The organism is Streptomyces sp. NPDC008238, from assembly GCF_042956445.1.
Classification (GTDB): Bacteria; Actinomycetota; Actinomycetes; order Streptomycetales; family Streptomycetaceae; genus Actinacidiphila.
The window spans coordinates 490,756-512,434 of the sequence record NZ_JBIBGK010000003.1; the positions used below are offsets into that span (position 1 = coordinate 490,756).

21 protein-coding genes are annotated in these 21,679 nt (G+C 72.0%); 13 read left to right on the top strand and 8 right to left on the bottom strand.

What is annotated here, in order from left to right; all coding sequences use genetic code 11:
* Positions 1-156 precede the first annotated feature (156 nt).
* A complete protein-coding gene (locus ACFZAU_RS11095) occupies positions 157-621 on the top strand; it encodes a hypothetical protein (RefSeq protein ID WP_500551914.1) in 465 nt (154 codons plus the stop codon).
* Here the strand turns inward: ACFZAU_RS11095 and ACFZAU_RS11100 are convergent.
* The 5 genes from ACFZAU_RS11100 to ACFZAU_RS11120 form a co-directional block, all read right to left on the bottom strand.
* Complete coding sequence (locus tag ACFZAU_RS11100) at positions 579-875, bottom strand: NIPSNAP family protein (protein ID WP_500463930.1); 297 nt, start codon at positions 873-875, stop codon at positions 579-581. The genes ACFZAU_RS11095 and ACFZAU_RS11100 overlap by 43 nt on opposite strands.
* Before the next feature lie 16 nt (positions 876-891).
* Entirely contained in the window at positions 892-1,515 is a 624-nt protein-coding gene (gene grpE, locus ACFZAU_RS11105) for a nucleotide exchange factor GrpE (RefSeq protein ID WP_500551915.1), read from the bottom strand.
* Positions 1,512-2,651, bottom strand: coding sequence for a tetratricopeptide repeat protein (locus tag ACFZAU_RS11110; RefSeq protein ID WP_500551916.1), 1,140 nt, complete (start codon positions 2,649-2,651; stop codon positions 1,512-1,514). Before ACFZAU_RS11110 ends, grpE begins: the two co-directional genes overlap by 4 nt.
* Positions 2,652-2,673: 22 nt before the next feature.
* Positions 2,674-4,269 carry an Hsp70 family protein gene (locus tag ACFZAU_RS11115; RefSeq protein ID WP_499599571.1) on the bottom strand — a complete coding sequence of 532 codons (1,596 nt, stop codon included), beginning with the start codon at positions 4,267-4,269 and terminating at the stop codon, positions 2,674-2,676.
* Between the two features lie 180 nt (positions 4,270-4,449).
* Positions 4,450-4,854: a pyridoxamine 5'-phosphate oxidase family protein gene (locus tag ACFZAU_RS11120; RefSeq protein ID WP_500551917.1), complete on the bottom strand. Its 405-nt coding sequence runs from the start codon at positions 4,852-4,854 to the stop codon at positions 4,450-4,452.
* Between the two features lie 171 nt (positions 4,855-5,025).
* Between ACFZAU_RS11120 and clpB the strand changes: the two genes are divergently transcribed.
* Together clpB and ACFZAU_RS11130 are read left to right on the top strand one after the other, a co-directional pair.
* Positions 5,026-7,623, top strand: coding sequence for an ATP-dependent chaperone ClpB (gene clpB, locus ACFZAU_RS11125; protein ID WP_500551918.1), 2,598 nt, complete (start codon positions 5,026-5,028; stop codon positions 7,621-7,623).
* Positions 7,624-7,729: 106 nt separating this feature from the next.
* The gene (locus ACFZAU_RS11130) at positions 7,730-8,260 is read left to right on the top strand and encodes a type III secretion system chaperone family protein (RefSeq protein ID WP_089222722.1); all 531 of its coding nucleotides are present in this window, start codon (positions 7,730-7,732) and stop codon (positions 8,258-8,260) included.
* A gap of 117 nt (positions 8,261-8,377) precedes the next feature.
* On the opposite strand, the gene ACFZAU_RS11135 is transcribed toward ACFZAU_RS11130, so the two are convergent.
* The 3 genes from ACFZAU_RS11135 to ACFZAU_RS11145 form a co-directional block, all read right to left on the bottom strand.
* A complete protein-coding gene (locus ACFZAU_RS11135) occupies positions 8,378-9,541 on the bottom strand; it encodes a pyridoxal phosphate-dependent aminotransferase (protein ID WP_499599578.1) in 1,164 nt (387 codons plus the stop codon).
* A gap of 253 nt (positions 9,542-9,794) precedes the next feature.
* The gene (locus ACFZAU_RS11140) at positions 9,795-10,244 is read right to left on the bottom strand and encodes a hypothetical protein (RefSeq protein ID WP_500551919.1); all 450 of its coding nucleotides are present in this window, start codon (positions 10,242-10,244) and stop codon (positions 9,795-9,797) included.
* A gap of 934 nt (positions 10,245-11,178) precedes the next feature.
* The gene (locus ACFZAU_RS11145; protein ID WP_500551920.1) at positions 11,179-11,622 is read right to left on the bottom strand and encodes an SCO4402 family protein; all 444 of its coding nucleotides are present in this window, start codon (positions 11,620-11,622) and stop codon (positions 11,179-11,181) included.
* 514 nt (positions 11,623-12,136) lie between these two features.
* Here ACFZAU_RS11145 and ACFZAU_RS11150 point away from each other — a divergent pair.
* The 10 genes from ACFZAU_RS11150 (at position 12,137) to kynU (ending at position 21,677) form a co-directional block, all read left to right on the top strand.
* On the top strand, positions 12,137-12,544 hold the full coding sequence (locus ACFZAU_RS11150) for a tyrosine-type recombinase/integrase (protein ID WP_500552082.1): 408 nt from the start codon (positions 12,137-12,139) through the stop codon (positions 12,542-12,544).
* Between the two features lie 560 nt (positions 12,545-13,104).
* Entirely contained in the window at positions 13,105-13,647 is a 543-nt protein-coding gene (locus tag ACFZAU_RS11155) for a DUF2617 family protein (RefSeq protein ID WP_500551921.1), read from the top strand.
* A 109-nt stretch (positions 13,648-13,756) separates the two neighbouring features.
* On the top strand, positions 13,757-15,325 hold the full coding sequence (locus ACFZAU_RS11160) for a polyamine aminopropyltransferase (protein ID WP_500551922.1): 1,569 nt from the start codon (positions 13,757-13,759) through the stop codon (positions 15,323-15,325).
* Between the two features lie 119 nt (positions 15,326-15,444).
* A complete protein-coding gene (locus ACFZAU_RS11165; protein WP_500551923.1) occupies positions 15,445-16,323 on the top strand; it encodes an SRPBCC domain-containing protein in 879 nt (292 codons plus the stop codon).
* A 10-nt stretch (positions 16,324-16,333) separates the two neighbouring features.
* Positions 16,334-17,164 carry an aldose epimerase family protein gene (locus ACFZAU_RS11170; protein WP_499599594.1) on the top strand — a complete coding sequence of 277 codons (831 nt, stop codon included), beginning with the start codon at positions 16,334-16,336 and terminating at the stop codon, positions 17,162-17,164.
* Between the two features lie 10 nt (positions 17,165-17,174).
* On the top strand, positions 17,175-17,714 hold the full coding sequence (gene pyrE / locus ACFZAU_RS11175; protein WP_499599595.1) for an orotate phosphoribosyltransferase: 540 nt from the start codon (positions 17,175-17,177) through the stop codon (positions 17,712-17,714).
* A 190-nt stretch (positions 17,715-17,904) separates the two neighbouring features.
* A complete protein-coding gene (gene fbaA, locus ACFZAU_RS11180) occupies positions 17,905-18,927 on the top strand; it encodes a class II fructose-bisphosphate aldolase (RefSeq protein ID WP_500551924.1) in 1,023 nt (340 codons plus the stop codon).
* A gap of 74 nt (positions 18,928-19,001) precedes the next feature.
* Entirely contained in the window at positions 19,002-19,415 is a 414-nt protein-coding gene (locus ACFZAU_RS11185; RefSeq protein ID WP_500551925.1) for a DUF3151 domain-containing protein, read from the top strand.
* A gap of 209 nt (positions 19,416-19,624) precedes the next feature.
* Positions 19,625-20,458, top strand: a complete 834-nt coding sequence (locus ACFZAU_RS11190) for a tryptophan 2,3-dioxygenase family protein (RefSeq protein ID WP_499599598.1) — start codon at positions 19,625-19,627, stop codon at positions 20,456-20,458.
* Positions 20,451-21,677: a kynureninase gene (gene kynU / locus ACFZAU_RS11195; protein WP_500551926.1), complete on the top strand. Its 1,227-nt coding sequence runs from the start codon at positions 20,451-20,453 to the stop codon at positions 21,675-21,677. Before ACFZAU_RS11190 ends, kynU begins: the two co-directional genes overlap by 8 nt.
* Positions 21,678-21,679: the final 2 nt, after the last annotated feature.

The following is a 21,679-nucleotide window of genomic DNA, read 5'->3' on the forward strand; positions in this document are numbered from 1 at the left end:
TGGGGAGGAGCTTGACAGGCGTCGAACGGTTGTGCCAAGTCGTCGCGTGGCCCCGTGATCATGCTGTGCCGTTCGGCGGGGCCGCGGCCCCGCCGAAGGGGTGGTCCGCGGGGGCCGGGCGGGCGTGTGGGGCGCGTGGTGGGGAAGACGGTCCGTATGTCGCACAGGGGCGTCGGAGCCGGGATCGTGGTGGGGCTGGCCGTGGGAATGGTGGCCGGCGCGGTGCCGCTCGGGACGAACTGGGGCGCGGAGGGCCTGGACGTGGGCCTGGCGACCGTGGCGATGTGGGCCGGGCTGCGGCTGGCCGCGCGGCGCGAGGGGCCGTGGTGGATCGCCGGGCTGATGGCGCTGGCCCTGGTCAGCGTGGGCGTGGCGGCGTACGGGGACGTGGACGTGCCGCGGTACGCGGGGCTGGTCCCGGTCCCCGTGGTGGCGGCGCTGCTCGTGGTGGGCGGCGCCGGGTCGGTGTGGGCCCGGCGCCGGGAGATGGGCGTGGCGGGTGCGGCGGCCGGGGCGGGCGCCCTGGTGGCGGTCGTGTGGCTGCCGGTGTGGGTGGCGGCCGCGGTGTGGGCGGCGGCTCAGGCGGGTTCGACGTCGCGGACCTCGCTGCCGACGAGGTAGTCCTCGGGCTGCAGTGGCATCCGCTCGCGTTCGGGGCTGTTCCAGTAGCGGGCGTTGGCGGCGGCGAAGCCGTCCTCGCCGTCGTAGGCGATCAGCCAGACGAACTGGCCGCGCTCGCGGTCCACCCAGGCCAGGCCGATCTCGAACCCGTGGGCGCGGCGCAGCGGCACGATCTCCGTGTGCCACAGGCGGAGCCAGGCGTCGAGCATCTCCGGCTTGATGGTGTAGGTCCGCAGTTGGGTGGTCCTGGGCAATCCGGGGCTCCTCGGTTCAGGTGACGGCGTGCACGCGGACCTGCTGGGGGCGGACGACGCGGTCCGCCATGCGGTAGCCGTGGCGTACGACCTCGGCGACGTCGCCGGCGAGTTCCGGGCTGGGCGCGGGGACGGTGCCCACGGCCTCCTGGAGGGCGGGGTCGAAGCGCCCCGCGGTGACCGGGATGCGGGTCATGCCGTACTTCTCCAGGAGGGTCAGCAGCTCGGCGCCGACCGATGCGGCGAAGCCGCCGTCGTCGCGGGGGTGACGGTCGACGCGGTCCAGCAGGAGGACGAGGTCGTAGAGGAGCGGCTGCACCAGCCGGCCCTCGGCGGCCTTGCGGCTGTGGTCGAGCTCCGCGCGCAGTTCGTCCAGACCGCGCCGTCCCTCGCGGTCGTTGAGCAGCCGGCGGCGGAACTGGTCGCCGAGCGCGGCCATCTCCTCGCGCAGGCCGTCGACGGCGTCGGCCACCACGGCCAGGGGGTCGGGCGCGGGCTCCTCCACGGTCTGCGGGGCGGGGCCCTCCGTCGGCACCTGCGGCACCTGCGGCACCTGCGGCGGCACGGGGGGCTGCGGCGGCACCACCGGCACGGGCGGAACCTGCGGAGGCTGCGGTGGCAGCGGCGGCGGGGTGCTCATGCGCGGCTCCAGGACTGCGGCGGCGGGGTGAGGAGGTGCCGGGGGAGGGACGCGCGGGTGTGCCACCAGCGCGGCCTGAAGCCGATCCACGCGACGAGCGCGAGGGCGGCGACCACCACGAACACGGCGTACGCCTTGACCGGGGTGAGCAGCAGCACGACGGCCGGGACCACGACCCAGAGCATGCGCCGGTGCCACCGCCAGGTCTTGCCCAGGGACTCGGCCGCCAGCCCCCGGTAGAACTCCAGCCGCCCCACAAGGTCCGGGTCGACGGGACGTACGGCCAGGCCCTGCTCGACGCAGTGCAGGATGCGCCGGGCGCACTCCTCCGAGGCGACGACCAGCCGGCGGCTGACCGGGTGCGTGACCATCGCGCCCTCGGCGCGCAGCGACCAGATGCGGCTGATCTGGTCGCGCAGCCCGGTGTGACCCGGGCTGTGCGCGAGGGCCTTCTCGTACCAGGTCAGCGCCTCGTCGAAGCGCGAGGAGGCGTAGAGGCCGTCGCCGACGGCGAGTTCGGTCGCCAGGTCGCCCGGGGCGAGTTCGTCGGCCTTCATGTACCAGGTCAGCGCCGTGTGGTGGTCGCCTAGGGCGGTGTGGACGTTGCCGATCAACAGGTGGTTCGCGGCGTCGTCCGGGGCCAGCTGGAGCGCCCTGCGGTGCTCCTGGAGGGCGTCCTGGTACGCGCCGAGGTCCTGGTGGACGGCGCCCAGCAGCCGCCAGGCGTAGGCGTTGCGGTCGTCGTGGTGCACGGCCTGGCGCAGCTCGTACTCGGCGGCCTGGAGGTCGCCCTCCTCGATGTTCCGCTCGGCGATGCCCACCCAGTCGCGTACGGCGGGGCCGGGCGCGGGCCGGGGGACCCTCGGCTCCCGGGGCTCCGGTCCCTTCTTCCGCGAGCGGGCCAGCCGCTGGTCGTACAGGGCGCGCGCGGAGGGGTCGGTGAGCGCCCTGCGGGCCTCCAGTACGCGGCGCACCTTGTCCTCGGCCTCGCGGCGCTTGTCCGCGGTGGGGGCCTTGCTCGCCTTCCCCGCCCAGCTGCGGTGCTCGCGGTCGAGCTTCCTGCCGATCTCCTCGGCGCTGTCGCCGGTGCCGAGGCCGAACTCGGCGTAGTAGTCGGGCACGTCCGTCGTGGTCATGGTGTGTCGGCTCCCGCTCCGTTCAGAGGGCCGCGGTGCGGGCCACGCGGTCGCTGAGTTCCTCCAGTTCCTCGCCACCCAGGTTGTCCGGGCGCTCGACCTCGAACTCGCCGAGCCACTCCCCCGAGGTGAGGTCCTTGACCTCGACGTGGATGATGCCGTCCACGTCGTAGGCGTAGAACACCTCGAAGGGCGCGCCCTTGGGGTACGGCGGGATCTTCAGGGTGCTCTCGCCGACGACCTTCACGTAGTCCAGGTCCTCGCCCTCGCCCTCGGTGACCTGCACCCGCAGCGCGGTCTGGCGTTCCCGGATCGTGTGGAAGGTGTCGCTCTCCTTCGCGGGGACCGTGGTGTTGTGCGGGATGATCACCGCGTTGTACTCCGGCGAGCGGGGGGCGTCGTCGCGGACGGCGACCATGCCGAGGGACTGCGAGGTGACGTCCTTGATGGACTTCACGCGGCCCTTGGTGAGCCGGGCGAGGCCGTCGCCCGGGGCGGACTCCACGTGGGCGCCGCTGCCGATGTACTTCTTGCGCTCGGCGGCCTGTTCGGCGCGGACCTCGGCGTCCAGGGCGATCAGCGCGGCCCCCAGGGCGACCACCTCGTCCTGGTTGACGCCGCGTTCCGCGGTCTTCCCGGACAGCCGCTCGACCAGCGCCGGTACCTGCGGCATGCGCGTGGAGCCGCCGACGAGCAGCACCCTGTCGATGGCGCCCCAGCCGAGCCCGGACTCCTCCAGCACGCCCTCGGTGAGGATGCGGGTGCGGTCCAGCAGTTCGGCGGTGAGCTCGTCGAACTTCTCGCGGGTGACGCGGATCTGCTCGTGCCGGCCGCCGGCCGAGAGCATGACGACCGCCTGCGGGGCGTTGGACAGGGTCCGCTTGGCGATCTCGGCCTTGTCGCGCAGTTCGGCGAGGGTGGCGGTGTCGTCGGTGAGGTCGGGGCCGCCGGCCGCCATGAAGGCGCCGTTGAGGTGCTCCATCAGCGCCCCGTCCCAGTCGAAGCCGCCGAGGTTGCGGTCGCCGTCGGTGGCGACGACGTCGTACTCGCCGTCCTCGACCCTCATCACGGTGACGTCGAAGGTGCCGCCGCCCAGGTCGTAGACGAGGACGGTGCCGACCCGCTCGTCCTCGTCCTGGTCGAGGCCGTACGCGAGGGCGGCCGCGGTCGGCTCGTTGACGATCCGCAGCACCTCCAGTCCGGCGATCCGGCCGGCGTCCTGGGTGGCCCTGCGGCGGGCGTCGTCGAAGTAGGCGGGGACGGTGATCACGGCGCGCTCGACGGGCTCGCCGAGCATCATCTCGGCGTCCTCCTTGAGCCGCTTGAGGATCAGCGCGGAGATCTCCTCGGGGCGGAAGGGGGTGCCGGACTCCGAGGTGTAGACCGGGGTGGGCTCGCCCATGTAGCGCTTGACGAACTGCACCACGTGGTCCGGGGCGGTGGCCGCGGAGCGTTTGGCCTGCGAGCCGACGACGACGACGTCGCCCTGGAACATCACCACGGACGGGGTGATGTTCTCGCCCTCGCGGTTGCGGACGATGGACGCGGTGCCGGTCCGGTCCGCCACCGCGACCGCGGAGTACGTCGTGCCCAGATCGATTCCCACAACCCGTGCCACAGCCGGGCACCTCCCCGTAGCCGTACCTCGTCCGAATCTGCCGGAGCGTCAATCATGCAGCACGCAGGGGGGTTTGCGGGACGGGATCGACAGGGCCGCGGGGGCCCGGGCGGGCAGGGGCGGGACGGGCGGCGACGGGCGGGGAGGGGTCCGGCCGGCGGCGGGGCGGGGGCGGTGCGGTCAGGCGCGGCCCATGGCGCGGGTCAGCGCGATCTCGACGACGACCCGGTCCGGGTTGGGGGCGGGGGTGCGGCCGTACCGTTCGGCGTAGCGCCGTACCGCGTCGGCGACGGCGTCCGGGTCGGTGTTGATCCGGGCCACGCCCTCCAGCGTCGCCCACCGCCCCTTGTCGACCTGGCACACCGCGACCCGGGCGCCCTCCGCCCCGGCCGCCAGCACGTGGGCGACCTTGCGGCTCGCCTTGTTGGTGATCACCCGGGCCATCCCGGCCTCCGGGTCGTACGTCACGCCGACCGGCACGACGTGCGGGGTGCCGTCGGGGCGGTGGGTGGTGAGGGTGCTCATGAGGTACTCCCGCCAGAAGGCGAGGTAGCCGGGTCCGGGGTTGCGGGGGTCGATGGCCATGGACCGACCGTACCCGGCTGAGCGGGGGGCCCGGCGGGGCCGTACCCGGGGGCGACGCGCGTCACGCCGGGCCTTCTCCTTGGAAAGCAACCTTGAGTGGAATAGACTCAACTTGTCTTACGCTGGAAAAAGCAGCTTCGATGGTGGGCCGACAAGGAGGAGCACGCGGACGTGGACGCCGAGCTGACCAACAAGAGCCGGGAGGCCCTGAACGCCGCCAACACCGCGGCGGTCTCGGCCGGGCATGCGGACCTGACCCCCGCGCACCTGCTGCTGGCGCTGCTGGAGCAGCCCGGGAACGACAGCGTGCTGGACGTCCTCGCGGCCACCGGCGCGGACGCCGCGGCGGTGCGCTCGGGCGCCGAGCGGCTGCTGGCAGGGCTGCCCAGCGTGCAGGGCAGTACGGTGGCGCCGCCGCAGGCGAACCGTGAACTGCTCGCCGTGATCGCCGACGCGGCACGGCGGGCCGAGGAACTCGGGGACGCGTACGTGTCCACCGAACACCTGCTCATCGGCATCGCCCTCAAGGGCGGTGCGGCCGGTGAGCTGCTGGAGCGGTCCGGTGCGACCGGCAGTGGACTGCAGGACGCCTTCGAGCAGATCAGGGGAGGTCAGCGCGTGACGACACCCGACCCCGAGGGCACGTACAAGGCGCTGGAGAAGTACGGCACGGACTTCACCGCGGCGGCCCGCGAGGGCAAGCTCGACCCGGTGATCGGCCGGGACAACGAGATCCGGCGCGTGGTGCAGGTGCTCTCGCGGCGCACGAAGAACAACCCGGTGCTCATCGGTGAGCCCGGCGTCGGCAAGACCGCCGTCGTCGAGGGCCTGGCGCAGCGCATCGTCAAGGGCGACGTGCCCGAGAGCCTGCGCAACAAGCGGCTGGTCGCCCTGGACCTGGGCGCGATGGTCGCGGGCGCGAAGTACCGCGGTGAGTTCGAGGAGCGGCTGAAGGCCGTGCTGGCGGAGATCAAGGCCAGCGACGGCCGGATCATCACCTTCATCGACGAGCTGCACACCGTCGTCGGCGCGGGCGCCGGCGGCGACTCCGCCATGGACGCCGGCAACATGCTCAAGCCGATGCTGGCCCGCGGCGAGCTGCGCATGGTCGGCGCGACCACGCTCGACGAGTACCGCGAGCGGATCGAGAAGGACCCGGCCCTGGAGCGCCGCTTCCAGCAGGTGCTGGTGGCCGAGCCCAGCGTCGAGGACAGCATCGCGATCCTGCGCGGTCTGAAGGGACGCTACGAGGCGCACCACAAGGTGCAGATCTCCGACGCCGCCCTCGTCGCGGCCGCGACCCTCTCCGACCGCTACATCACCGCCCGCTTCCTGCCGGACAAGGCCATCGACCTGGTCGACGAGGCCGCCTCGCGGCTGCGCATGGAGATCGACTCCTCGCCGGTCGAGATCGACGAGCTGCAGCGCTCGGTCGACCGCCTGCGCATGGAGGAGATGGCGCTGGAGAAGGAGACCGACGAGGCCTCCAAGCAGCGCCTGGAGAAGCTGCGCAAGGACCTCGCCGACAAGGACGAGGAACTGCGCGGCCTGACCGCCCGCTGGCAGAAGGAGAAGGAGGGCCTGAACCGGGTCGGCGAGCTGAAGGAGCGCCTGGACGACCTGACCACCCGGATCGAGCGCGCCCAGCGCGACGGCGACTTCGAGGCCGCGTCCAAGCTGCTGTACGGCGAGAAGCCGAAGCTGGAGGCGGAGCTCGCCGAGGCCACCGAGGCCGAGGAGGTGGCCAAGCGGGGCACCATGGTCAAGGAGGAGGTCGGCCCGGACGACGTGGCCGACGTGGTCGCCGCCTGGACGGGCATCCCGGCCGGCCGCCTGATGGAGGGCGAGACCCAGAAGCTGCTGCGCATGGAGGAGGAGCTCGGCAAGCGCCTGATCGGCCAGACCGAGGCCGTGCGCTCGGTGGCCGACGCGGTGCGCCGCTCGCGCTCCGGCATCGCCGACCCCGACCGCCCCACGGGTTCCTTCCTCTTCCTCGGCCCGACCGGCGTCGGCAAGACCGAGCTGGCCAAGGCGCTGGCGGACTTCCTCTTCGACGACGAGCGGGCCATGGTCCGCATCGACATGAGCGAGTACGGGGAGAAGCACTCCGTCGCCCGCCTGGTCGGTGCCCCGCCCGGGTACGTCGGCTACGAGGAGGGCGGCCAGCTGACCGAAGCGGTGCGCCGCCGCCCGTACTCCGTGGTGCTGCTGGACGAGGTGGAGAAGGCGCACCCCGAGGTCTTCGACGTCCTGCTGCAGGTGCTGGACGACGGCCGGCTCACCGACGGCCAGGGCCGCACGGTCGACTTCCGCAACGCCATCCTCATCCTCACCTCCAACCTCGGCAGCCAGTACCTGGTCGACCCGGTGCTCAGTGCCGAGGAGAAGAAGGAGAGCGTGCTGGAGACGGTGCGGGCCTCCTTCAAGCCCGAGTTCCTCAACCGGCTCGACGACATCGTGGTCTTCAGCGCCCTGAACAAGGACGAGCTGCGCCGCATCGCCCGGCTGCAGACCGACCGCCTCGCGGTCCGGCTGCGCGACCGGCGGATCGCCCTCGACGTCACGGACGAGGCGCTGGACTGGCTCGCCGAGGAGGGCAACGACCCCGCGTACGGCGCCCGCCCGCTGCGCCGCCTGGTGCAGACCGCCATCGGCGACCAGCTGGCCAGGGAGATCCTGGCCGGAGAGGTCCGGGACGGCGACACGGTGCGGGTCGACCGGGTCGGCGACCGGCTGCTGGTCGGCGCGGTCACCGGCAAGACCCTCTGAGGTCCCCCGCGGGAATCCCACGCGAAAGGGGCACGGCGGGCCGCGCTTGCACGGAGCGGCCCGCCGTGAGGGAGGATGGGTGTATCCGTACGAAGGGAACTCCAAGGTGAGCATCGACCCGTCCTCGATTCCGAATTTCGGGGGCCAGCCGGACCCCCAGCCCGGCTCTGCCGGGAACGTGGTCATTCCTGACCAGGATCTGGTCAAGCAGCTGCTGGAGCAGATGGAGCTCAAGTACGTCGTCGACGAGGAGGGCGACCTCGCCGCGCCGTGGGAGGAGTTCCGCACCTACTTCATGTTCCGGGGTGAGGAGGACCAGCAGATCTTCGCGGTCCGCACCTTCTACGACCGTCCGTACAGCATCGAGGACAAGCCTCAGCTGCACGAGGCGCTCGACGACTGGAACCGCCGCACCCTGTGGCCGAAGGTCTACACCCACACCCACGACGACGGCACCGTCCGTCTGATCGGTGAGGCCCAGATGCTGATCGGCCTCGGCGTCGGCCTGGAGCACTTCGTCTCCAGCACCGTCAGCTGGGTCCGGGCCTCCATCGAGTTCGAGAAGTGGATCCTCGAGGCCCTCGGACTGGAGAAGGACGCGGAGTCCACGGACGACGACGGCGACGGCGAGGACTGAGCCCGCCCCCACGGGCGCACACGGACCGCACGGGAGCAGCCCGTCCGCCACGCGACCGCCGGTGAGCGGGCGTGCGCGGACGGGGTGCCGTGTTCCGCGCGGGGGGTCCGACGCGCCTCAGAGCCGGCGCAGCCGCTCCACGCTCTCCCGCAGCACCTCCTCGCGCTTGCAGAAGGCGAAGCGCACCAAGCTGCGACCTTCCTCCGCGTCGTCGTAGAAGATCACGTTGGGCACCGCCACGACCCCGCAGCGCTCCGGCAGCGCCCGGCAGAACGCCAGGCCGTCCTTCTCGTCGAGCGACCGGATGTCGGTGGTCACGAAGTACGTGCCCTCCGGGCGGAAGACCCGGAACCCGGCCTCCTCCAGGCCGTCCGAGAGCAGGTCCCGCTTGCGCCGCAGGTCCTCGCGGAAGTCCCGGTAGTAGGCGTCGGGCAGCCGGAGCGCCTCGGCCACGGCGTACTGGAACGGTCCCGCGCTCACGTACGTCAGGTACTGCTTGGCCGCGCGCACCGCGCTGACCAGGGCGGGGACGGCCGTCACCCAGCCGACCTTCCACCCGGTGAACGAGAAGGTCTTGCCCGCGCTGGAGATGGTGACCGTGCGGTCGCGCATCCCCGGGAAGGACGCGAGCGGGACGTGCTCCGTCCCGTACGTCAGGTGCTCGTACACCTCGTCGGTGACCACGAGCAGGTCGCGCTCGACGGCCAGCTCCGCGATGGCCGCCAGCTCCTCGCGGGTGAGGACCGTGCCGGTCGGGTTGTGCGGGCTGTTGAGCAGCAGCAGCCGGGTCCGCGGGGTGACCGCCGCGCGCAGGGCGTCCAGGTCCGGGCGGAAGGACGGCGCGCGCAGGGTGAGCGGGACGCGCCGGGCGCCGGCCATGGCGATGCAGGCGGCGTAGGAGTCGTAGAAGGGCTCGAAGGCGATCACCTCGTCGCCGGGTTCCAGCAGCCCCAGCATGGCGGCCGCGATGGCCTCGGTGGCGCCCGCGGTGACCAGCACCTCGGTGTCGGGGTCGAAGCCGAGCCCGTGGAAGCGCAGCTGGTGCTCGGCGACCGCCAGACGCAGTTCGGGCACACCCGGCCCGGGCGGGTACTGGTTGCCGCGGCCGTCGCGCAGCGCACGCACGGCGGCCTCGCGCACCTCCTCGGGTCCGTCGGTGTCCGGGAAGCCCTGACCCAGGTTGATGGCGCCGGTCCGGGCGGCGAGGGCGGACATCTCGGCGAAGATCGTGGTCCCGAACTCGGCGAGTGCGCGGTTGAGCGGGGGTCGCGAGGAGGTCATGCCCGCCATCCTCCGCCGAACCTCCGGACTTCCTCAACGTAGCTTTGTGCGTGAACACCTGCGGTGGTACCCAACGCGCCATCTCTGACCAGGGGGAAGGCCGTCGTCGTCTGGCGTCGTCTGTCGTCGTTGGCTGCCCTCGGACGGCCCACAGACGGCCCGAGCAATTCCGTAGTGACGGAAGCAGCTCAACTGAAAATGTTCGACGCGCGAGTGCACGCGGCGAGATCATGAACAGGTGCCATCCTCCGGATCAGCAGCTTTTCAGCATCGAGCCACTCTCTGGAGCATCGGGGAAATCGGCCCGTACGACGTGGTGAGTGCTGCTTGCGACGCACTCGTGGCCGGCCTCGACGGTCCCGCATTGCGGCGCCTGGCTGGGTGCACCCGGGCAGAAGCCGTTTATGACGTTCCCGACCTTCTGCCTCCGGCGCTGGAAGAGCTCGGGCTCACCTTCTATCCAGTCGGTAGCGTCGCTGGCAGGGAGGCTGCCGCGCGAGCGCTGGCGCGGCGAATGTTGGCGGGAGAGCTGACGCCACGAGAGCTCGCCTTCCTGATCCACCAGCACTTTGGGCACGAGCTGCCCCTGGCGGAGGCGCTCGCCCTGCTGGACGACGAGTACGACGTCCTTGAGTACGGCGACAGAACGCCAGAACAGATTGACGCTGAGGTAACCGCGGAAGCACGTCGGCTGACTCAGCACCTCGAACCTGCGACGGACACACGGACCTGAGCGGCAAAGTGTGTCGGTTGCCTGCCGCGGTCGGGACGTCCCCAGTTTGGAAGACTGAGGCTGCGGACCCGGGCTGAGCTGGGCTGACGCTGGCCTCGATGGACCGGCTTGGCGGCCCGAGGTTCCCCGTGATTCCCCGCTACACCTCGTGCATCTGGCACGTGTGTGGCACGTCAACCGTTGAGAACAGGGCACAGCTGGCCGTGCCAATCGAGCGGCTACGTAGGTGGCATCGTGGTCACGCACTGAGAAGATATGGCCATGCAATCCCTCCGTGCAGCGGGCTGTGTCGCGCTGCTCCTCACGATGGTCGGGTGCGGGGCCACCGTAAGTAAGTCGAGCGCTCCCGCCGCCGACACTACGAACTCAGCGGTGAGACCCTCCATGGACCCCAGCTCCATCTCCGTCCTAGTTACGTTCGTCGGGGGACCTGCTGATGGGCAGACCCAACAACTTCCCTTGAACCAGCTCGGCGACGGGATGACCGTCTCCGGCGTCACATACCGAACGGCCCTGGGTCTGGCGCCAGAGGTGAAGGACACTGACCAAGGGTTGGCTCAGGTCTTTCGCCCCGAGTAGGGACCGCTCAGCGACCTAGAGAGGCCGGCGTAGCGGCTTTGGGCGGGAGCTGCCATGGGGCGAGAGATCGAGGCCCGTACGCTGGCCGCGAATCGGGCTGGCTCCTGCCTGCCCGCAATAGCCCGATGTGGGCCCCGATCTTTGAGGCTCGCCCCATGGTGGCTGTGTAAAGCCGCGGAGCCGGCCGCCCCGGCCGCCCCGACGGTTCTGACCTCATGCCCTCGGCCTACCCATGTGGGCGCGGCCGGACGTCGGCTGCGCGCCCGGCGGAGCGTGAGCGACGCCGGGTGCCTTGATGAGGTAGAGAACTCCATAACAGTGCAGCTCAGTTGGTTGGGTGTCCGATCCCGGGGGATGCGCCCTGCTGAGACCGTTCCTCGTACAGCAGAACCGCAGCCTGGAGATCGTTGGTCACCATTACCTGAGCCAGCTTGGCCGCGATTGTGATCACCGGAGCCCAGTCCGGACTATCCAGATAGTCCTGGTCCGGCGCCATGTGGCCGACTTGGTCCTGCACGATGGAGTAGGCCTCGCCCAGTTCTTTCATGAGCGTGACTTCCTCCTCCGTACGCAGACTCTTGCCCAGCCACGGGGCGGGGTCGTCCGCGTTGCAGAAGTCGTCGAAGAGCACGTGGATCACGTAGTCCAGATCTTCGAGCCCCTCCGGCCGCAGCCACACATCGCGCTGCCAAGACGGGCTCGCGAGCGCCAGGACCGCTGGCACAACGTGGAGTCGGAAGACTGGGAACTCGATGCCGTGGTCTGTCACGTCGCGAGCCTAGTGACGTGCTGTATCGCCAGGAAGCCTTACGCGATCGCCATGCGGTCAGCGAGGCCAGCCAAGGGTTCGGGGACTCGGTGGCCGGAGAACTGGAGGAGGTCGCGGACTGCTTCGCGGGCCAGGTGGTGGGAGTGGACCTGTTGCGGGGCTAGGGTTTCGGCTTCGAGGAGTGCGGCGGTGGCCTCGCCGACTTGTCGCCGCTGCGTGTGCGCTCGCGCCACGTCAACCAGGAAACGTGCCTGGCGCTCCGCCGCTCCCCGACTCCGTGGCCTACGCCATGAAGGCGCACATGGACCTCTGCAAGCCGGTCGAGGTGTCCTTGCCGTGGGACTCTCCGGAAGGCCCGAAGGTGACTGCCCGCTTGCTGTTCACCAACCCCGGCGGGGGCATCGTGTGGCGGAGCAACTTCAACGCCCACGACTGGAAGCCGGCTCTCGCCTCGATTGGCCTGATCCCGGAGGCGGAGGAAGGGAAGCGCTACGTCTCCGCCCGTGAACACGGCATGCACGCTCTCCGGCACTTCTACGCTTCTGTTCTCCTGGACTCCGGGGAGAGTGTGAAGGCCGTGAGCGAGTACATGGGGCACGCTGACCCGGCGATGACCCTTCGCGTGTACGTGCACCTGATGCCCAACAGTCGCGAGCGATCCCGGCGTGCCGTAGACCGAGTCCTTGGGCCGTCTGACGTTGAAGATCACGGCCCCTGGACGGCCCAGTCGTCCGCCCTTGGCCCCTGGTTCTGGTTCCGACGCAGACCAGGGGCCTTCGCGTACCCGGAAACCTCTGGACTTCCTCAACTTTGCTTTCGGTCGCGGACGGCGGGGGCATCACCGTCGCACAACGGAAAGTACGGAAAACGGGGGTGGGAACGATGGGGGTCTTCATCATTCTGCTGGTCTTCGCCGCGATAGTGGCGCTCGTCCTGGTGGCGCGGAACAGCGGTCGCGGACACCGCCGGCGGCGCTCGCACGGCTCCGTCGCGACCGACGGCGGCGGCGGGATGAGCTGGTGGGCGGGGGACTCGGGCTCCTCCGACGGGGGAGGCGGTGGCCACCACGGGGGAGGCCACCACTCCTGCGGCGGGGGCGGGAGCTCCGACAGCGGGGGCGGCAGCTCGTGCGGCGGGGGCGGGAGCTCGTGCGGCGGGGGTGGCGGCTGCGGCGGCGGAAGCTGACGATACGAAATTGCGTATTGCCCGTGCCGAATCGCATATGCGCCCGGTGGGTTGTTCACCCGTCGGGCGCATTTGTAGTGAACACCTGAACCCGTCCGGGCCCTTGGGGATGTAAAGCGGGTGGAGATGGGTAAAAACGCTGAAGGCGACGCGCCATTCATGATTGCGTATTCACCGACCCCTCGTGGGCACGAGCAGACGGACGTCCTCCCCCACAGGCGCGGGTCGGCGCGTCCTCTCCCCCCATGCCCGTGACCTCCCCTCGCTTGCTCGCGATGTGCCTGCGGAGCCGACTTCATGCTCACCACGCTTCAGACCGCCTACACCGACACCCGCGCCGGCGACCTGGCCTGGTGTCTGGGGATGGACGAACTGCCGGCGCTCGCCGTGCTCGACCGCGAGCTGCCGGGCACCGCCGCCGGCGGCGCCGTGCCCGCGGCGCCCCGCGTGCGGGTGCAGCTGCGGCTGCTCGGCGCCTCCCACCAGGTCATCCTGGACTCGCCGCGCGGCCGCTGCTCGGAGACCGTCGCGTGCATGCCGGGCAGCAGCGCGCCGCTGCCGTTCGGGGTGGCGCGGCGGATCGCCGGCTGGGACTACGAGTTCGCGGCGCGGATCGAGACCCTCTCCCGGGGCTGCTTCGCCGGGCGGGCGCAGGAGCTGCTCGCCCTGGTGGCCGATCACCCCAACGGGCTGGCGGGGACCTTCCCGGGTGATCCGCTCGCCTTCACCGCGATGCTGGTGCAGCACCGCGGCGGCAGCGTCCTGTGGCGCACCTGGCACGCGTACCCGCAGGAAGGACGGCTGGTGGCGACGCGTTCGACGCTCAGCACGCAGCCGTGAGCCCGGTGGTACGGGCGTGCCCGGAACGGCGTCAACGCGCCGCCAAGTGCCACGAATTGCACCCCTGCGGGTGACGTGGACCGCCATATACCTGACATAGCGTGCAGGCATGATCGACCAGTCCACCTCCCCTACGGCCCGGGCCGCCCCGCGCGTCCGCAGGGCCCGGCTGCCCGTCCCGGTGGCCGCGGCCAGGGCACTGGTCCTGGCCGCGGTCTTCGTCTGCGCCGCCTGCGGCCTGGTGTACGAGCTCGAACTGGTCGCCCTCGCCTCGTACCTGGTCGGCGACTCCGTGACCCAGGCATCGATCGTGCTGTCCGTGATGGTCTTCGCCATGGGCGTCGGCTCGCTGCTGGCCAAGCGGCTCAGCTGCGCGCCGGCCATCGGCTTCGCCGCCGTCGAGATCGCGCTGGCGCTGGTCGGCGGCCTCTCGGTGATGGCGCTGTACGCCAGCTTCGCCTGGTGGGGCCAGTCCCGGCCCGCGATGGCGGTCTTCGCCTTCGCCATCGGCGTGCTCATCGGCGCCGAGATCCCGCTGCTGATGACGCTGATCCAGCGGATCCGGCGGCAGGACGCGGGCGGCGCCGTCGCCGACCTCTTCGCCGCGGACTACGTGGGCGCGCTGGTCGGCGGCCTCGCCTTCCCCTTCCTCCTGCTCCCCTGCTACGGCCAGCTGACCGGGGCGCTGGTCACCGGGGCCGTCAACGCCGTGGCGGGCGGGGCCATCGTGCTCTGGCTCTTCCGCAGTGACGTCACGCCCCGTGCCCGTGCCCGGCTGCTCGCGGCCAACGTCGTGGTCCTCGCGGTGCTCGCGGGCGCGGCCTGGGCCGCCGGGCCCTTCGAGCGGGCCGCCCGGCAGGCGGTGTACGGCGGTGACGTACGGCTGGCCGAGCAGACCGCCGTCCAGGAGGTCGTGCTCACCTCGGCGCCGCTGCAGCTCTTCCTCGACGGGCGGCTGCGGGTGCGCGGCCGGGACGAGTACCGCTACCACGAGGCGCTGGTGCACCCCGCCATGGCGGGCCCGCACGGCCGGGTGCTGATCCTCGGCGGCGGCGACGGGCTCGCGCTCCGCGAGGTGCTGCGCCACCGCGGGGTCGGCTCGGTGACCCTCGTCGACCCCGACGCCGAACTGGTCGCCCTGGCACGGGACGACCCCGCGCTGGCCCGGCTCAACCGGCACGCCTACCGCGACCCCCGGGTCCGGGTGACCGCCGCGGACGTCTTCGACTGGCTGCGGCAGGAGCACTCCCCGCGGCCGCCCGGCGGGTACGACGTCGTGCTCGCCGACCTCCCCGACCCGGCGGTCTCGCGCAGCGCGAAGCTGTACTCGCAGGAGTTCTACGGGCTGGTCCGGCGGGTGCTCGCCCCGGGCGGCCGGCTCGCGGTGCACGCGGGCGCACCCTGCGCCGCCCGGCGCGGCTTCTGGACGGTCGACGCGACGGTACGGGCGGCCGGGCTGCGCACCGCCGACTACTGGATCGGCACCGGCGACGGGGACGAGGACTGGGGCTTCGTGCTGGCCGCCCGCGGCCGTGTCCCGGTGTTGCGGCTCGCCCCGGACGCGCCCCCGTTGCGGTCGCTGTCCCCCGGCGAGCTCGCGTCGGCGGCCCGGCGTGCCGCGCGGGCGCCGCTGCGGGATCTGCCCCCGTCGACGCTGATGCATCCGCGTCCCGGGTGAGGGCGAGCGGACGATGAGTCGGCACCGGCGACGGGGATGCCCGCCGCACGCGTCCCGGGTGAGGGCGAACCGGCGGCGAATCAGCACCGAAGGGCCGCCCGGCGGATTAGGCTCGCGGCATGGAGCCGCATGAGGTGTTCGTTCCGTTTCCGGCCGAAACCATTCGCCGGTCCCTCGCTGACCTGGAGCGCGTGGCCCGCTGCGTGCCCGGCCTCCAGCGCGACGCCGGCGCCGAGGAGGGCCTCGCCGGCCGGCTGAGGCTGCGGATCGGCGGCTCGACCATCACCTACCGCGGCACGCTGCGGCTGGTCCCGCGCGGCGGCGGGCTGACCATCGAGGGCGAGGCCGTCGAGGCGCGCGGCGCGGGCACGGTCAAGGTGGCGCTGGAGCTCGGCGTGGACACCGTGTCGGGCGGCGCGCTGCTGACCTTCACCGGCGCCGTGCAGGCCGACGGCCGGCTCGCCGACCACGAGGAGACGGCGGTCACCGCCGCGGGCCACCGCCTGCTGGACCGCTTCGTCGCCGCGCTCACCTCCGACCTGGAGGAGGAGGCCCCGGCCGGGGCGCCCGGGCCCGCCGCGGGGGACACCGCCGCCGACGACCTCACCGACGACCTGCCCGCGCAGTTCGACGAGTTCGCCGGGCACGACGCCCAGGAACTGCAGGAGCTGCAGGAACTCCCCGAGCCGCAGGACGCCGACGACGAGGCCGCCGGCGAGCCGCTGCCCGGCGGGGAGGCGGTGGCCGGGGTCCCCGAGGACCCGGCCGGCATCGACCTGCCCGCCGAGGCCGCGCACGCGCGCCGCACCCTGATCGGCCGCAGCGCCGAGGAGGTCGACCACGCGCCGCCGCGCGGCCGCTACGCCCCGGTGCCCGCGCCGCAGAGCGGTGTCGCGACCGCCTCGCTGCGCCGCTACGCGCCGGCCGCGGCGGCGCTGCTGCTGTCGGCCGTGGTCGCGGGGCGGGTGCTGCGGCGGCGCAGGCGTTCGTTCCCGTAGGGTCTGTGCCGTGGCCACGGATGAGAACCCTGACGGGCGAGACGACGAGCACGCTGTCCAACTCGAAGCCGGACCGGCGCGGCTGACGATCCTTCCGGATCTCGGCTGCCGTGTCGGCTCGCTGACCGTCGGCGGTGTCGAGCTGCTGCGGCAGGGCCCCACCTTCGGGTCCTTCCCGATGGTCCCCTGGTGCGGCCGCACCCGGGACGGGCAGTTCCGCAACGGCGGGGTGCTGCACCAGATGCCGCGCGACGCGGGCCCGCACGCCATCCACGGCACCGGCCGGCACGTCGCCTGGCGGACGGCGCCCGGCACGACCGGCGACAGCGCCTGCTTCTACTACGACCTGGCCGAGCCGTGGCCGTACCAGGGCCGGGTCAGCCAGCGCTTCGAACTGTCCGAGGACCGCCTCGAGCTCACGATGAGCGTGGAGACCACGGACGACTCCTTCCCGGCCCAGGCCGGCTGGCACCCCTGGTTCCTGCGCAACCTCGGCCGCGGCGGGCAGGACGCGCTCATCGACTTCACCCCCGGCTGGATGGAGGAGCGCGGCGACGACCACCTGCCCACCGGCCACCGGGTGGACCCCAAGCCCCGTCCCTGGGACGACTGCTTCGGCATGCCGGACGGCGTGGACGTCACCCTGACCTGGCCGGACGAGCTGCGGCTGCGCATCACCAGCCCCGCCGAGTGGGTCGTGGTCTACGACGAACAGCCCCCCGCCATCTGCGTGGAGCCGCAGTCGGGCCCGCCGAACGGGCTGAACACCGCTCCGCGCCTGGTCACCCCCATCGATCCGCTGGAGGTCCGCGCGACCTGGGCCTGGGAGCCGCTGGGCTAGGCTCGTGGCCATGAGCGACGCGCGTGATGCCCTGCTGCAGCAGATCAAGGACAAGGCCGTGGTGCACGGCAAGGTGACCCTCTCCTCGGGTCTCGAGGCCGACTACTACATCGACCTGCGCCGGATCACGCTGGACGCCGAGGCCGCTCCGCTGGTGGGCCAGGTGATGCTCGACGCCACGGCCGACCTGGACTTCGACGCCGTCGGCGGGCTCACCCTGGGGGCCGACCCGGTCGCCACCTCGATGCTGCACGCCGCCGCGGCCCGCGGTCGCCGGCTGGACGCCTTCGTGGTGCGCAAGGCGCAGAAGGCGCACGGCATGCAGCGGCGCATCGAGGGTCCGGACATCAAGGGCCGACGGGTGCTGGTCGTCGAGGACACCTCGACCACGGGCGGTTCGCCGCTGACCGCGGTGGAGGCCGCGCGCGAGGCCGGCGCCGAGGTCGTGGCCGTCGCCGTGATCGTCGAGCGGGGTGCCGCTCCGGCCATCGCGGAGGCCGGGCTCCCGTACGTGCGCGCGTTCGGTCTGGACGATCTCGGTCTGGGCTGATTGGCCGTCTGACCTGCGCTTTCCCTCAGGGGTGGAAGGTTTCACGTGAAACCCTCCGCCCCTGAGGTATGTCCGTGGTGCGCAGTGTGTGGAGCTCTCGCGCGAGTCTGCCAAGATGGGGGCGACGATGACGTCGATCCCAGGTCAGGGTCACTCACCGAACAACCCGCACATCACAAGGAGCGGACACATGCCCATCGCAACCCCCGAGATCTACAACGAGATGCTCGACCGGGCGAAGGCCGGCAAGTTCGCCTACCCGGCCATCAACGTGACCTCGACCCAGACCCTGCACGCCGCGCTGCGCGGCTTCGCGGAGGCGGAGAGCGACGGCATCGTCCAGATCTCGACGGGCGGCGCCGAGTTCCTCGGTGGCCAGTACAAGAAGGACATGGTCACCGGTTCGGTGGCGCTGGCCGAGTTCGCGCACGTCGTCGCCGAGAAGTACCCCGTCAACATCGCGCTGCACACCGACCACTGCCCGAAGGACAAGCTGGACGGCTACGTGCGCCCGCTGCTGGCCATCTCGCAGGAGCGCGTGGCGGCCGGCCGCAACCCGCTGTTCCAGTCGCACATGTGGGACGGCTCGGCCGAGACCCTCGACCACAACCTCGCCATCGCGCAGGAGCTGCTGGCCGAGGCCGTCAAGGCGAAGATCATCCTCGAGGTGGAGATCACCCCCACCGGCGGCGAGGAGGACGGCGTCACCCACGAGATCAACGACAAGCTCTACACCACGGTCGAGGACGCGATCCGCACCGCCGAGGCGCTGGGCCTGGGCGAGAAGGGCCGCTACCTGCTCGCCGCCTCCTTCGGCAACGTCCACGGCGTCTACAAGCCGGGCAACGTCGTGCTCCGCCCCGAGCTGCTCAAGGAGCTCGCGGAGGGCGTCGCCGCCAAGTTCGGCAAGCAGGACCCGTTCAACTTCGTCTTCCACGGCGGCTCCGGTTCCACCAAGGAGGAGATCGCCATCGCGCTGGACAACGGCGTGGTCAAGATGAACATCGACACCGACACGCAGTACGCCTTCACCCGTCCCGTCGCGGACCACATGTTCCGCAACTACGACGGCGTGCTGAAGGTCGACGGCGAGGTCGGCGAGAAGAAGACCTACGACCCGCGCAGCTGGGGCAAGCTGGCCGAGGGCGGCATGGCCGCCCGTGTCCTCGAGGCCTGCCAGGACCTGCGCTCCGCGGGCACCAAGCTCAAGTAACCGCCCCGCACGGCGGTACGCACCGGGCCCGGCCCTTCCACGTGAAGGGCCGGGCCCCGGCCATACTGGAACCCATGGCCATTCACGAGAACCTGCTCGGGGGACCGCCCCCGACGAACCTGCCCGACGACCCCGAGCCGCGCGAGCTGCTCGCCTCGGGAGCGGCCCCCTCTGAGGTCGCCGCCAAGTACCCGGCGTCCTCCCTGGCCTGGGCGCAGCTCGCCGACGACGCCTACGAGGGCGGCCGGGTCGTGGAGTCGTACGCCTACGCCCGCACCGGCTACCACCGCGGCCTGGACGCGCTGCGCCGCAACGGGTGGAAGGGCCACGGCCCGGTGCCCTGGGAGCACGAGCCCAACCGTGGCTTCCTGCGGGCCCTGCACGCCCTGGCACGGGCCGCCCAGTCGATCGGTGAGCAGGAGGAGTACGAGCGCTGCAGCACCTTCCTGCGGGACTCCTCGCAGACCGCCGCCGACACGCTCGGCTGAGCCACCTCCCCCTCGCCGTGGACCACGGCACCCACCCCCGACCTGCCCGGCGCGCGCGCCGGGCAGGTCTTGCCGTACCGGGTCCTGACCACGCATGATTCCGGTTGGGCCCGGCGCCGGTAGAGCGCGGGTCCGAGGGGACCGGGGTCCCGCCGCGACGGCGTGCGGGACAGACCGCTACCTGGTAGCCCACATCCACGGAGACACCGATGTCCCACCGCCCCGACGTTTCCCAGGACGCCCCCGAGGCACCCAACCTGGACTTCGAAGGGACCACCCCGTACGAGGACTACGTCCAGGCCGACGTCCTCACCCATCTGCAGCACCCCCGCTCCGACGACCCCGGCGAGATGGTCTTCCTGGTGACCACCCAGGTCATGGAGCTGTGGTTCACCGTCATCGTGCACGAATGGGAGACCGCCTCCCGCGCGCTCGCGGCCGACGACGTTCCCACGGCGCTGGCCGCGCTCAAGCGCAGCACCTACGAGCTGCAGTCGCTCAACGCCTCCTGGGAGCCGATCGCGCACCTGACGCCGGCGCAGTTCAACGCCTACCGGGCCGCCCTCGGCGAGGGGTCCGGCTTCCAGTCGGCGATGTACCGGCGCATGGAGTTCCTGCTCGGCGAGAAGTCCGCGTCGATGCTGGTCCCGCACCGCGGCGCGCCGCGCGTGCACGACGAACTGCAGAAGGCGCTGCACGAGCCCAGCCTCTACGACGAGGTGGTGCGGCTGCTGGCCCGCCGCGGCCACGACGTCCCGCAGCGTGACGACCTCTCGCTGCGTTACGAGGCCGACCCGGCCGTCGAGCGGGCCTGGCAGGCCGTGTACTCCGGCGAGCAGGAGAGCGAACTCGTCCGGCTGGGCGAGGCGCTGACCGAGGTCGCCGAGCTGGTGTGGCGCTGGCGCAACGACCACCTGGTGGCGACCCGCCGCGCGATGGGCGCCAAGACCGGCACCGGAGGCTCCGCGGGGGTCTCCTGGCTGGAGAAGCGCGCGAGCAAGAACGTGTTCCCCGAGCTCTGGACGGCCCGCAGCCATGTCTGACGCGACGAAGCCCACCGAGTCCCCCGCGGCGAAGGCCGCCCGTCTCGACACCGCCGACGAGCTGGCGAAGCTCCGCGACCGCTTCGTCCTGGACGACGCCACCGTCTACCTGGACGGCAACTCCCTGGGCGCGCTGCCCGCGGGCGTGCAGGACCGCATGGCCGACGTCGTCGGGCGCGAGTGGGGGCAGTTGCGCATCCGCTCCTGGACCGAGAGCGGCTGGTGGACGGCACCGGAACGGATCGGCGACCGCATCGGCGCGCTGACGGGCGCCGCCCCCGGCCAGGTCGTGGTCGGCGACTCCACCAGCGTCAACGTCTTCAAGGCCGTCGTCGGCGCCGTCCGGATGGCCCGGGAGACCGACCCGGCCCGTGACGAGGTGCTGGTCGACGCCGCCACCTTCCCCACGGACGGGTACATCGCGGAGTCCGCGGCCCGGATGACCGGCTGCGCGATCCGCGCGGTCGACGCCGCGGACGTCGCCGCGGCGGCGGGCCCGCGCACCGCCGTCGCGCTGGTCAACCACGTGGACTACCGCACCGGCCGGCTGCACGACCTGCCGGCCACCACGGCCGCCGTGCACGCGGCGGGCGCGCTGGTGGTCTGGGACCTCTGCCACACGGCCGGGGCCCTGCCGGTCGGCCTGGACGAGCACGGCGTGGACCTGGCCGTCGGCTGCACGTACAAGTACCTCAACGGCGGCCCCGGCGCGCCCGCGTACCTGTACGTCCACCGCGACCTGCAGCCGCGCTTCGACTCCCCGCTGCCCGGGTGGAACTCCCACCGCGACCCGTTCGCGATGGAGGCCGCCTACCGGCCGGCCGACGGCAGCGTCCGCGGCCGGGTCGGCACCCCGGAGATCCTGTCGCTGCTGGCGCTGGACACGGCCCTCGACGTCTGGGACGGCGTGTCCCTGGACGCCGTGCGGGCCAAGAGCCTCGCCCTCACCGACTTCTTCCTGGAGTGCGTCGCGGCGTACGTGCCGGACGGCGTCGTACGGTCGGTCACCCCGGCCGCGCACGCCGAGCGCGGCAGCCAGGTCGCGCTGCGCTGTCCCGACGCGGGCGCGGTGATGGGGGAGCTGATCGCCAGGGGCGTCGTCGGCGACTTCCGCGAGCCGGATATCCTCCGCTTCGGATTCACCCCGCTGTACACGCGCTTCGCGGACGCGGAGCGGGCGGCGCGGGTGCTGGCCCAGGTCCTGGAAGGAACGCGGTAACG

What these genes read in the sequence shown, in the direction of transcription:
- ACFZAU_RS11160 (WP_500551922.1), top strand. Translation starts at nt 13,757, where the DNA reads ATGATCGACCAGTCCACCTCCCCTACGGCCCGGGCCGCCCCGCGCGTC.
- grpE (WP_500551915.1), bottom strand. Translation starts at nt 1,515, where the DNA reads ATGAGCACCCCGCCGCCGCTGCCACCGCAGCCTCCGCAGGTTCCGCCC.
- kynU (WP_500551926.1), top strand. Translation starts at nt 20,451, where the DNA reads ATGTCTGACGCGACGAAGCCCACCGAGTCCCCCGCGGCGAAGGCCGCC.
- ACFZAU_RS11165 (WP_500551923.1), top strand. Translation starts at nt 15,445, where the DNA reads ATGGAGCCGCATGAGGTGTTCGTTCCGTTTCCGGCCGAAACCATTCGC.
- pyrE (WP_499599595.1), top strand. Translation starts at nt 17,175, where the DNA reads ATGAGCGACGCGCGTGATGCCCTGCTGCAGCAGATCAAGGACAAGGCC.
- ACFZAU_RS11185 (WP_500551925.1), top strand. Translation starts at nt 19,002, where the DNA reads ATGGCCATTCACGAGAACCTGCTCGGGGGACCGCCCCCGACGAACCTG.
- ACFZAU_RS11095 (WP_500551914.1), top strand. Translation starts at nt 157, where the DNA reads ATGTCGCACAGGGGCGTCGGAGCCGGGATCGTGGTGGGGCTGGCCGTG.
- fbaA (WP_500551924.1), top strand. Translation starts at nt 17,905, where the DNA reads ATGCCCATCGCAACCCCCGAGATCTACAACGAGATGCTCGACCGGGCG.
- ACFZAU_RS11110 (WP_500551916.1), bottom strand. Translation starts at nt 2,651, where the DNA reads ATGACCACGACGGACGTGCCCGACTACTACGCCGAGTTCGGCCTCGGC.
- ACFZAU_RS11155 (WP_500551921.1), top strand. Translation starts at nt 13,105, where the DNA reads ATGCTCACCACGCTTCAGACCGCCTACACCGACACCCGCGCCGGCGAC.
- ACFZAU_RS11190 (WP_499599598.1), top strand. Translation starts at nt 19,625, where the DNA reads ATGTCCCACCGCCCCGACGTTTCCCAGGACGCCCCCGAGGCACCCAAC.
- ACFZAU_RS11135 (WP_499599578.1), bottom strand. Translation starts at nt 9,541, where the DNA reads ATGACCTCCTCGCGACCCCCGCTCAACCGCGCACTCGCCGAGTTCGGG.
- ACFZAU_RS11120 (WP_500551917.1), bottom strand. Translation starts at nt 4,854, where the DNA reads ATGGCCATCGACCCCCGCAACCCCGGACCCGGCTACCTCGCCTTCTGG.
- ACFZAU_RS11150 (WP_500552082.1), top strand. Translation starts at nt 12,137, where the DNA reads ATGCACGCTCTCCGGCACTTCTACGCTTCTGTTCTCCTGGACTCCGGG.